The following is a 10,893-nucleotide window of genomic DNA, read 5'->3' as shown; positions in this document are numbered from 1 at the left end:
CGCCGGCCCAGCGGTTCCGGGCGCCGGCCACACCGTTCGAGGCCGTCGTCGCCGACGTATTCGGCGACGTCCTGGGCGTCGACCGGGTCGGTGCCGAAGACGACTTCTTCCGACTGGGCGGAGACTCGCTGTCTGCCACCCGGGTCGTCGCACGGGTGGACGCCGCCCTCGGCGTCGACGTCGGGGTGCATGCCCTGTTCGAGGCGCCGACCGTGGTGGCGTTCGCGGAGCGCGCGGCGAAAGCCGTTGTGCGGACGGATCGTCCGGAGCTGCGTGCGGTGCCGCGCCCCGAGCGAATCCCCCTGTCCCTGGCGCAGACCCGCATGTGGTTCCTCAACCAGTTCGACACCTCCTCATCCGCCTACAACATCGCGATGGCGTTCCGTCTCACCGGCGCACTCGACCTGGATGCGCTGTGGGCGGCGGTCACGGATGTGGTGGAGCGGCACGAATCGCTCCGCACCCGTTTCCCGATGGCCGGCGCGGAACCGGTGCAGGTGATCCTGCCCGCCGGCGATTCGGTGCCGGATCTGCCCGTCACGACGGTGTCGAACGACGCGGAGTTGCGTGAACTGCTGGCGGCGGCGGTCTCGGAGGGGTTCGACGTCACCGAACAGATTCCCTTGCGGGCAGCCGTGTTCGAGACCTCCGCCACCGACCGAGCCCTGCTCGTCGTGGTGCACCACATCGTCGCGGACGGGGTGTCGATGGTCCCGCTCGCCCGCGACATGATGGTGGCGTACACCGCGCGGGCGGGCGGGCAGGCCCCCACATGGCACCCGCCTGCGGTCCAGTACGCCGACTTCACGCTCTGGCAGCGACAACTCCTCGGATCGGAACGCGACCCGCTCTCGCTGGTGTCGCAGCAACTGGACTACTGGCGAAGCGCACTGGCGGGTCTTCCCGCCGCGCTGGATCTGCCGGCCGACCGCCCGCGGTCGATGCAGCGGTCGGCGGTGGGGAGCAGGGTCGGATTCGAGATCGACGCCGGTCTGCATGCCCGCCTGTTGTCGATGGCGTCCGCGCACCGGTCCACCGTGTTCATGGTCGCGCACGCCGCCCTGGCCGCGTTCCTCGCGAGGATGTCCGGTTCCGAAGACATCGCCGTCGGCACCCCGGTCGCCGGGCGGGGCGAGGCCGCACTCGACGACGTCGTCGGGATGTTCGTCAACACCGTGGTCCTGCGGACGCTGGTCTCCGACGCGAGTACGTTCGCAGAACTGCTCGACCAGGTGCGCGACGTCGATCTCGGTGCGTACGCCCACGCCGAGGTGCCGTTCGAAAAGGTGGTGGAGGCGCTCGATCCGCCCCGCTCGACGGCGCACTCCCCGCTGTTCCAGGTGCTGCTCGAATTCCAGAACGTGGAGCGTCCCGACCTCGCGCTGCCAGGCGTCGAGGTGGAGGGTATCGACCTCGGTGCGACCATCGCGCGGTTCGACCTGCAGCTGACGTTGTCCGAGGAGTACGACGACGACGGGTTACCGGCGGGCATCACGGCCGGGTTCTCCTACACCACAGACCTCTTCGACGCCGACACCGTCGCCGGGCTGGCCGACCGGTTCGTCCGAATGCTCGACGCCGCGGTCGGCGACCCGTCGATCCGGGTGGGCGACCTCGACATCCTCGATGCCCTCGAACGGGACGAACTCGTGCCCATGCGCGGGTTCCCCGCCGCTGCCCAACGCACCCTGCCGGACGTGCTCACCGCCGGCGCCGCGCTCGGGCACGGGACGACCGCGGTGACCTGCGACGGCGTCACCCTGTCGTACCGGGAACTCGACGAACGCTCGAACCGGCTGGCCAGGGAGCTGATCCGGCGGGGCGTAGGCCCGGAGCGGATCGTCGCGGTCGGAATGCAGCGTTCGATCGAATGGGTGCTGTCGGTGTGGGCGGTCGCGAAATCGGGGGCGGCCTACGTGCCCGTCGACCCCGCGCTGCCGTCCGCGCGGATCGGAGGAATGCTCGAGGACTCGGGGGCGGTGCTCGGGTTGACGGTGACGGCGCACCGCGACCGGTTGCCCGGGGTGGTGTCGTGGCTGCTGCTCGACGACCCCGACGTGGCGACTGCGCATTCCGCAGACCCGATCTCCGACGCCGACCGCATCCGTCCGCTGCGCGTCGAGCACACCGCGTTCCTGCTCTACACCTCCGGTTCGACGGGAACACCGAAGGGCGTCGTGATCACGCACGGCGGTCTCGCGAATCTCGCTGTGGAGGAACGGGAAAGGTTCGCGTCGATGCACGGTGCCCGGGTGTCGCACCTGGCGTCGCCGAATTTCGACGCGTCCGTGTTCGAACTGCTGATGGCGTTCGCCGTCGGCGCGACTCTGGTGATCGTGCCGCCGAGAATCTTCGGGGGAAGGGAACTGGCCGAACTGCTCGAGGCCGAGCGCGTCACGCACGCCTTCTTCACACCCACGATCCTGGACACCCTCCGCCCCGAGGACCTCCCCTCCCTGCGGATACTCGCGATGGGGGGCGAACGGTTCCCACCCGAGCTGGCGGACCGCTGGACCCCGGGGCGCTTCGTCTTCAACGGGTACGGCCCGGCCGAAGCTACGGTCCAGACGACGATCAGCGAGGTGCTGTCACCCGACGAACCGGTGAACATCGGTGGGCCCGGCCGCGGCGTCGACGTGATCGTGGTGAACACCTGGCTGCAGCCCGTTCCGGTGGGGGTGGTCGGCGAACTGTACGTCGCGGGGCCGGGACTGGCGCGCGGCTACCACCGCCGCTCCGCCCTGACGGGCGCGTCGTTCGTGGCGAATCCGTTCGGCGAACCCGGCTCCCGCATGTACCGCACCGGCGACCTCGTGCGGTGGAGCGACATCGGGCGCCTGGAGTATGTGGGACGTAACGACTTCCAGGTGAAGATTCGCGGACAGCGGGTGGAGCTCGGGGAGATCGAGGCAGTACTCGCACGCTGCGCCGGCGTCGGTCGCGCGGCGGTCGCCGTGCACGGCGGCACCGGGGGCATGCTGGTGGGATACGTGACGGCGGAGGCCGGGGCGAGTCTCGACACCGCCGAGGTGCTCCGGTTCGCCGGGGCCCACCTCGCGCCGTACATGGTGCCCACTCAGGTGATGGTGCTCGACCGGTTGCCCGTCGGCCGCACCGGAAAACTGGACCGGCGATCACTCCCCGCGCCGGTACTCGCGCCCCGACGGTTCCGGGCCCCCGCCGGCCCCGTGGAGGAGGCAGTGGCGGACGTGTTCGCCGACGTCCTCGGTCTCGAACGCGTCGGAGCCGACGACGACTTCTTCGAACTGGGCGGGAACTCTCTCGTCGCGACCCGGGTGGTGTCCGCGCTCCGCGACCGGCTCGGCACCGACGTCGTCCTGCAGTGGATCTTCCGCCACCCGACCCCGGAAGGTCTCGCGCGCCGCATCGCCGACCCGGCGGTGCTCGGAAACAGGCCGGCCGACGACGTGCTCGGCGTCGTCGTCCCGTTCCGGGCCGGCGGAACGACACCCGCGCTGTTCTGTGTGCACCCGGCGGGCGGACTCGCACTGGGATACGCGGGACTGGTCAAATACCTCGCGCCGGACCGCCCGATGTACGGCCTGCAACTGCCGATCCTCAGCGGCGGAACGACATTCGACTCGATGGCGCAACTCGCCCACCGGTACGTCGTCGAGATGCGTGCGGTGCAGCCCGAGGGGCCCTACCACCTGCTGGGCTGGTCCCTCGGCGGTGTGATCGCCCAGGCGATCGCCGTCGAACTCCGCGAATCCGGCGCCGAAGTGGGCACACTCGCGATGATGGACAGCTACGTCGCGGAGGGCGACGACTTCGGCGACCTCGAGGTGAACGCCGAGGAGTGGCTGCACGGACTGGGGGTCGAGTTCGAGAGCAGCGATGCGGGCCCCTCGTACCGCGAGCAACTGGTCGAGATGCTCGGCCGATCGTTCGGACGCGACCCCGCGTTCGCGTCGACCCTCCTCGGCCGCATCAGCACCGGCCTGGAGAACTCGAAGGACATCTCCACCGGATACCGGCCGCGAGTGTTCGACGGCGACCTGCTGTTCTTCAGTGCCGCGCAGTCCGCCGACGGCGAGGAGGGCGAACGACCCTCGCCGAGCGTGTGGCAGCCCGTCGTCACCGGTGTGATCGTCGAGAACAAGGTGGACTGCGACCATCTGAGGATGACCACACCGGAAGCGCTCGCGGTCATCGGACCGATCCTGGAGAACTCCCTCGGGTCACGCCCCGATCGCGCCGCCGATGACGGGCCAGGACTGCCGTAACTCCGTCTCGAACAGCCCCCACGAATGGGTGCCCTGGGGAAGATACGCGAACGTCGCGGGAATTCCCAGCGACTGCAACCGCGACTGGAACGTCGTCGCACACACGTTGGTCACCATCTCGACGACGCTGCCGCCGATCGTCTGAGGCACCACCAGAACGGGGTCGTGGTTGTCGATACTCCCGGGAAGGCCGTTGCCGCTCGAGACGAACAATTCTGTGCCACGCAGACGTTCGGCGTTCAGCATCGGATCGTGCACGCGCCACCGGGGATCCGCGACGGAACCCCACATGTTGGCGGCGTTGCCACCGCCCCGCAATTCGACCATCGACCGCACCATCGCCTGGCCGAGCAGTCCGCTCGTCGCGGCGCACCCGCTGTACGAACCGACGGCACGGTAGAAACCCGGAGCCTGGATCGCGAGGTCGAGCACCGCGCTGCCTGCCATGGACACCCCGCCGATGGCGTTGACCCCGGCGGTCGTGAACCGGCTGTCGATGGCGGCCGGGAGTTCGCTCGTCAGGTACGTCTGCCACTTGTTCCGGCCGAGGACCGGGTCGTCGGTGTTCCAGTCGGTGTACATGCTGTACTGGCCGCCGATCGGCATTACCACGTTGACATGCTTGTCGGCGAAGAAGTCCCGCACACCGGTGTTGTTGAACCAGGAGATGCCGTCCGACCCGCCGCCGATCCCGGTGAGCAGGTAGAAGGTGGGCGCCGGACCGCCCGACGCGGGAGAGAGGACGTCATTGGCCACCCAGCGGCCCATCGACTCCGAATACACGTCCACCCTGGTGACACGGGGCTCAGCCGAGGCCTGTTGCGGGGCGAGAACGACCCACGCGGACATGACGAGCAGCAACGCCGCCCATACGCGCAGAGAGATCGTGGATCGCAGAGCTTCGAACGGTCGCATGGACGCCCCCTGGCTGTGGCCTGCCCTTCCAATCTAGGACGGCGGGGTACCTGCTTGGTGCAGTTCAGGCGAACCGGTGTAAAGATGATTCGGTGACCGACAACGACCGGCCCGACGAGCGTTTCACCCTCGCGAGCGAGCGGACGTTCCTCGCGTGGATGCGGAGTTCGCTCGCGCTCCTCGCCGGCGGTATCGCGATGATCCACCTCGTCCCCGAATTCAGCACCGGGTGGGTGCGGACCACTCTGGGCCTGATCCTGATCGGTCTCGCGGCGGCCGCGGCCCTCGTCGGCATGCGGCGGTGGTCCCAGGTCGAGAAGGCCCTCCGCGACGGCGCACCCATGCCGCCACCCCACGAGTTGTGGTTGTTCGCGGTGACACTGACGGTGGTGGCACTGGGAGCGGCGGTCGCCAGCCTGGTGGCTGCGCTCTAACCTGCAGAAGAGGTTTGCATCTCGCGAACCGGACGTGAAGACGAAGGAGTACACGGTGGCCCACGAACTCAAGCTCGGTTACAAGGCGTCTGCGGAGCAGTTCGGTCCGCGGGAGTTGGTGGAGCTGGGTGTTCTGGCGGAGGCACACGGGATGGATTCGGCGACGGTGTCCGATCATTTCCAGCCGTGGCGGCACGAGGGCGGTCATGCGCCGTTCTCGCTGGCGTGGATGACGGCGGTCGGGGAACGGACGGAGCGGTTGCAGTTGGGGACGTCGGTGATGACGCCGACGTTCCGGTACAACCCGGCGGTGGTGGCGCAGGCGTTCGCGACGATGGGGTGTCTGTATCCGGGGCGGATCATGCTCGGGGTGGGTACCGGTGAGGCGTTGAACGAGATCGCGACGGGTTTCGCGGGTCAGTGGCCGGAGTTCAAGGAGCGGTTCGCGCGGTTGCGGGAGTCGGTGCGGTTGATGCGGGAGCTGTGGCTGGGCGATCGGGTCGATTTCGAGGGTGAGTACTTCACCACGAAGGGGGCGTCGATCTACGACGTGCCCGAGGGTGGGATTCCGGTGTACATCGCCGCGGGTGGTCCGGTGGTGGCCCGGTACGCCGGTCGTAGCGGTGACGGGTTCATCTGCACGTCCGGTAAGGGCATGGAGTTGTACACGGAGAAGTTGATGCCGGCGGTCGCGGAGGGCGCGGTGAAGGCGGACCGGGATGTGGCGGAGATCGACAAGATGATCGAGATCAAGATTTCGTACGACACGGATCCGGAGTTGGCGCTGGAGAACACCCGGTTCTGGGCGCCGTTGTCGTTGACGCCGGAGCAGAAGCACAGTATCGATGATCCGATCGAGATGGAGAAGGCGGCGGATGCGTTGCCGATCGAGCAGGTCGCGAAGCGGTGGATCGTGGCGTCGGATCCGGACGAGGCGGTGGCGCAGATCCGGCCGTATCTCGATGCCGGGCTCAATCACCTCGTGTTCCATGCTCCCGGGCACGATCAGAAGCGGTTCCTGGAGCTGTTCGAGCGCGACCTCGCGCCGCGGCTGCGGGGGTAGGCGGCTCCGCCGCCCGTGCGTGGTTGACGAGTGCAGGGACTCGTCAACCACGCACGAGCGAGGAGCGCGTCACCGCATGCTCTTGATCCCGACTCCCAGCCCGATCACCGCAACGGTGGCCGAAGCGACCACCCCGGCGAGCACCTCACCCGACCAGAGCTGACCCGCGAACAGAGCGCGCTCCGCGTCCACGACGTACCCCAGCGGGTTGATCGCCACGAGTGCGCGCATCCACCCGGGGGCGTCGTCGAGCGGCAGCATCGTCCCCGACAGGATCAGCAGCGGGAACATCAGCGTCTGCTGCACCACCCAGAACAACCAATCCTGTTCACGTACAGCCGATGCCAGCGCATAGGACAGGGCCCCGAGGCCGATGCCGAACACGCCGAGCAGGACGATCCCGATCGCGGCGCCGGCCACGTTCAGATTTAGCCCGAGCGGCAACGCGATGAGTACGATCAGCACCGCCTGCGCGGCGAGCGGCACCATCTCCTTGCACGCCCGCCCGACCAGCAGCGCGGACCGGTGCAGCGGGGTCACCAGCATCCGCTCGTGCGATCCCTGCTGCATCTCCAGCAACAGGTTGGACCCGGTCATCGTGGTGCCGAAGATCGCGATCATCACCAGGACGCCGGGAACGAACCAGTTCCACACGCCGTCGTCCATCCCCGGTACGGCCTTCAACAGCGGTCCGAACAGGGCGAGCAGGATGAGCGGCTGGATGAGGCTGAAGGCGACGCTGACCGGGTCTCGGAGAGTCGGTCGCAGTTCCCGGTTCATCACGATGACGCTGTCTCGAACAATGCCGTGCATAGGAATTTCCTTCCGGAAGGGTGTGGGGGGGACGTCAGGCGTGGGCGCTGGTTTCGCGCAGACTGCGGCCGGTGAGACCGAGGAAGACGTCGTCGAGCGTGGGATGCGTGAGGTCTGTGGTGAGGACGCGGAGTCCACGTGATTCGCTGAGACGCAACAGTTCCGGCAACACGACATCGCCCTGCTCGGCGCGGACGGCTACCGCGGTTCCGGTGAGGTCGACGTCGCGAACGCCCCACGCCTGCGACACCACGGCCGCGGCTTCGCGCGCCGATTCTTCGTCCGCGAACGACAGGACGATCAGGTCGCCGGCCAGTTCGGCTTTCAAGGACACCGCGGTGTCGTCGGCGATGACGGTGCCGTGATCGATGACGACCACCCGTTCGGCCATCGAATCGGCCTCTTCGAGGTAGTGCGTGGTGAGCACGATCGTCGTGCCCATCTCCCGGCGCAGGCGCAGGATGTGATCCCACAGGTTGGCGCGACTCTGCGGGTCCATGCCGGTGGTCGGCTCGTCCAGGAACAACAGCGGCGGCCGATGAACCAGACCGAGGGCGATGTCGAGGCGCCGCCGCTGACCGCCCGACAGCGTGCTGACCTTTCTGGTTGCCAGGTCGGTCAGATCGAGGTCGTTCAGGAGTTCGTCCGTGCGGTCGCGGGACGCCTGTTTCGTCATGCCGTAGCAGAGGCCCTGGGTCTCGAGCTCGTCGCGCACTCGCTGGTTGTGTCCGGCGCCGTTGCCCTGCCCCACGTACCCGATGCTGCGGCGCACCTGGTCCCTGTCCGTCGCCACGTCGAAACCCGCGATGAGCGCTCGGCCGGCGGTCGGCGGCAGCAGTGTGGTGAGCATGCGCAGGGTGGTGGATTTGCCGGCGCCGTTGGGTCCGAGGAGCGCCACCAATTCGCCCTCGGCGACGTCGAGGGAGACCTCGCGGACCGCCTCGATCGTTTTCTTGCCCTGCGTGAAGTGCTTCGTCAGTCCTTCGGTGCGGATCATCGCGTCCCCAATTCGTCGTCGCGGCTCGTTCCACCGAATCTAGAGACGATTGAGGACAGCTTCGGTCCTACACTCTCGGGACTTCGAAAGTCAGCTCATCACAGCATGTTCACGCGCGTGTAGAGGTACCGGGACGGTCCGCCGAGGAGGTCGGCCTCGTCCAGGAATCGCATGAGCGGCTGCGAACTCTCGCGGATCTTCTCGGCCCGGAACCGGTTGTTCTTCGCCTCGCGCAGCGCGCGTTCGGTGTCCAGGCCCGCCGCCGCGTAGACCGCGGGATTGATCATGCTGGACACGATCAGGTTCGACGCGATCGCGATGCAGGCCCGACTGGCCGCGCGGTGCGCCTTGCTCATGCCCTCGGCGCGTCGCAGGGTCTCCTCCCGGGCGAAACGCATGTGCCTTGCTTCTTCGACCACGTGAATCTTGCTGGTGACGCGAACGATCGGCTGCACCCGCGTGTCCTTCATCCAGTCCCGCTGCATTACGTCGAGGATCTCCTCGGCGATCAGAATGCCCGCGTACGCGACCTCGCCGGAGGCGAGCGCCTTGAACCCGCGCCCCAGGGTGACCACCGACTTGCGCGGAACGTAGGAGGGGCAGCCGAACTTCTCCGCAGTGCGAGCGAACATCACCGAGTGCCTGCACTCGTCGGCGACCTCGGTGAGCGCGAACTGGAAATGCGCTTGCGAGGCGTCCTTGGCGTACATGTCACGGATGACCATCTGCTGGAGGATCATCTCGAACCAGATTCCGGTGCCCATGATCGACGACACCTCGTGCTTGGTCAGCGTGATCTGCTGTTCGAACGTCATCTCGTCCCACATCGGTGTGCCGTACAGCGTGGACCACTCGGGAGTGAGCCCGTACAGGTCGGCGGGGACGGGTGCGTCCCAGTCCACTTCGACGGTCGGGTCGTACGACATCCGCGCGGAGGACTGGAGGAGCCGGGCGCCGGTGTCCTGGCGATCCGTGATCTTCGGATTGCCGAGGGCGAGCGTCGAGCGTGCCATGAGTGTCCTCCATGTCATTGTGACCAGCAGTTACATATAATCATGGCGATGTAGGGGCTTGACGTCAATAGTCTTTATGTACAAATACTGGACAAACTCAAGGTGGTCACTGCGGCGTCAATGCCTCGGTGATCATCCCCACAACTCGAACACAGGGCTTGCTCAATATTTGCCGATCGTCTGTAGTGAGCTTCGGCAGCGGGCCAGGTGATCCCTTTGCCCTGGCATCCACCCTGCAGAAAGCGGAATGAACCCATGTCTGATCAGAAGAGCGACGCGCAGTCCGGCAGTCGCGAACTCGTCGTCGGCGCCCGAGTGCAGGTCCGGCGCGACCCGGATGGTTCCGTGCCCGGTGTCGTGATCGAGGATTTCGCGGACCTCTCCCAATCCGAGGGGCTTCTCGGACGCGACTGGGCGCCCGTGCACCGCTGGGCCGTCGCTCTCGACGACGGACGGCTCGTCTTCGTGGACGACGGCGAACTCGACCTGGACGCCGAGGCGCAGCCGGCGGAATGCGCCTGACTCAGTCGAGTCCGGCGGCGATCTCCTGGAGTTGCTCGACCGTTCCTGCGGCGATGGTCCGCAGATGGTCGGTGACGACGGAGATCGGCCAATCCCACCATGCGATGCGCGCCAACGCGGCGACCTCGGATTCCGGGTAACGATCCTTGATGTGCACCGCCGGATTCCCGCCCACGACGGCATAGTCCGGCACGTCCCGCGTCACCACCGAACCGGTCGACACGATCGCGCCGTGCCCGATGCGCACCCCCGGCATGATCGTCGCGTTGCCGCCGATCCACACGTCATTGCCGACGACGGTGTCGCCACGCGACGGCAGATCGGCGAGGAGATCGGCGTGCTGCGCCCATGACCCTCCCATGATCGGAAACGGAAACGTCGAGACTCCGCTCATCCGGTGATTCGCGCCGTTCATGATGAACGTCGTCCCCGTCGCGAACGCGCAGAACTTTCCGATGACCAGCTTGTCCGGGCCGTAATGGTGCAGGACGTTGCGGGTTTCGAACTCGTCCGCGAACTCGGGTTCGTCGTAATAGCTGTACTCCCCGACCTCGATCAGCGGGTTGTCGATCAGCGGCTTCAACAGGACCACCCGCGGTTGTCCCGCAACGGGATGCAGGGTCATCGGGTCCGGCGCGGCGTTCGTGGGCAACTACTTCTCCATTCCTCGGCGCAGGCGTGCGCGATCTCCTGTATAGCGCCGTACGGCCCTGTGCTGCAGGTGCTTTTCGAGGGCACGGCTATTGCCATTGTTCACGGCCTTTTGCTAGAGTCGAACAAAGTTTCGAACGACCTTGGGGGAGGTTGGTTGTGGGGGCGCCGGATTTGGAGGAGTTGCGGGAGTTCACTGCGCGGCTGCGGTGTGTCGAGGCCGGCGGTGATGCCGGCC

General features: G+C 67.2%; 9 protein-coding genes. 4 read left to right on the top strand and 5 right to left on the bottom strand.

Translation table 11 applies throughout. The features are described from left to right. Window positions 1-4,247 (top strand): non-ribosomal peptide synthetase (locus RJ1_RS43590; protein WP_073370696.1); only part of this gene is annotated, 4,247 nt, incomplete at its 5' end. On the opposite strand, the gene RJ1_RS43585 is transcribed toward RJ1_RS43590, so the two are convergent. Then, window positions 4,203-5,162, bottom strand: coding sequence for an alpha/beta hydrolase (locus tag RJ1_RS43585; RefSeq protein WP_073370693.1), 960 nt, complete (start codon window positions 5,160-5,162; stop codon window positions 4,203-4,205). The two genes, RJ1_RS43590 and RJ1_RS43585, sit on opposite strands and share 45 nt — an antisense overlap. A 92-nt stretch (window positions 5,163-5,254) precedes the next feature. Here RJ1_RS43585 and RJ1_RS43580 point away from each other — a divergent pair, with 92 nt between their 5' ends. Both RJ1_RS43580 and fgd read left to right on the top strand, forming a co-directional pair. Next, the gene (locus RJ1_RS43580; protein ID WP_073370691.1) at window positions 5,255-5,596 is read left to right on the top strand and encodes a YidH family protein; all 342 of its coding nucleotides are present in this window, start codon (window positions 5,255-5,257) and stop codon (window positions 5,594-5,596) included. A 55-nt stretch (window positions 5,597-5,651) separates the two neighbouring features. Then, window positions 5,652-6,659, top strand: a complete 1,008-nt coding sequence (gene fgd, locus RJ1_RS43575; RefSeq protein WP_073370699.1) for a glucose-6-phosphate dehydrogenase (coenzyme-F420) — start codon at window positions 5,652-5,654, stop codon at window positions 6,657-6,659. Between the two features lie 69 nt (window positions 6,660-6,728). Here fgd and RJ1_RS43570 read toward each other — a convergent pair whose 3' ends face one another. The 3 genes from RJ1_RS43570 to RJ1_RS43560 all read right to left on the bottom strand — a co-directional run bounded on the left by RJ1_RS43570 (window position 6,729) and on the right by RJ1_RS43560 (window position 9,482). Further along, window positions 6,729-7,472 carry an ABC transporter permease gene (locus RJ1_RS43570; RefSeq protein ID WP_073370688.1) on the bottom strand — a complete coding sequence of 248 codons (744 nt, stop codon included), beginning with the start codon at window positions 7,470-7,472 and terminating at the stop codon, window positions 6,729-6,731. Between the two features lie 34 nt (window positions 7,473-7,506). Then, window positions 7,507-8,469: an ATP-binding cassette domain-containing protein gene (locus tag RJ1_RS43565; RefSeq protein WP_073370685.1), complete on the bottom strand. Its 963-nt coding sequence runs from the start codon at window positions 8,467-8,469 to the stop codon at window positions 7,507-7,509. A 98-nt stretch (window positions 8,470-8,567) separates the two neighbouring features. Further along, the gene (locus RJ1_RS43560; RefSeq protein ID WP_073370682.1) at window positions 8,568-9,482 is read right to left on the bottom strand and encodes an AurF N-oxygenase family protein; all 915 of its coding nucleotides are present in this window, start codon (window positions 9,480-9,482) and stop codon (window positions 8,568-8,570) included. A 255-nt stretch (window positions 9,483-9,737) separates the two neighbouring features. Here RJ1_RS43560 and RJ1_RS43555 point away from each other — a divergent pair, with 255 nt between their 5' ends. Beyond that, on the top strand, window positions 9,738-10,004 hold the full coding sequence (locus tag RJ1_RS43555) for a hypothetical protein (RefSeq protein ID WP_073370679.1): 267 nt from the start codon (window positions 9,738-9,740) through the stop codon (window positions 10,002-10,004). Window position 10,005: 1 nt separating this feature from the next. Here RJ1_RS43555 and RJ1_RS43550 read toward each other — a convergent pair whose 3' ends face one another. Then, entirely contained in the window at window positions 10,006-10,629 is a 624-nt protein-coding gene (locus tag RJ1_RS43550) for a CatB-related O-acetyltransferase (RefSeq protein ID WP_073370676.1), read from the bottom strand. Window positions 10,630-10,893: the final 264 nt, after the last annotated feature.

It is taken from the genome of Rhodococcus jostii NBRC 16295 (genome assembly GCF_001894825.1).
Lineage (GTDB): Bacteria > Actinomycetota > Actinomycetes > Mycobacteriales > Mycobacteriaceae > Rhodococcus_F > Rhodococcus_F jostii.
Note: the sequence above shows the minus strand (reverse complement) of the source record. Positions and strands in the feature narration are given on the sequence as shown.

Bases quoted from the DNA above. Each gene is read 5' to 3' on its own strand.
- RJ1_RS43570 (WP_073370688.1), bottom strand. From the start codon at position 7,472: ATGCACGGCATTGTTCGAGACAGCGTCATCGTGATGAACCGGGAACTG.
- RJ1_RS43565 (WP_073370685.1), bottom strand. From the start codon at position 8,469: ATGATCCGCACCGAAGGACTGACGAAGCACTTCACGCAGGGCAAGAAA.
- RJ1_RS43585 (WP_073370693.1), bottom strand. From the start codon at position 5,162: ATGCGACCGTTCGAAGCTCTGCGATCCACGATCTCTCTGCGCGTATGG.
- RJ1_RS43550 (WP_073370676.1), bottom strand. From the start codon at position 10,629: ATGACCCTGCATCCCGTTGCGGGACAACCGCGGGTGGTCCTGTTGAAG.
- RJ1_RS43555 (WP_073370679.1), top strand. From the start codon at position 9,738: ATGTCTGATCAGAAGAGCGACGCGCAGTCCGGCAGTCGCGAACTCGTC.
- RJ1_RS43560 (WP_073370682.1), bottom strand. From the start codon at position 9,482: ATGGCACGCTCGACGCTCGCCCTCGGCAATCCGAAGATCACGGATCGC.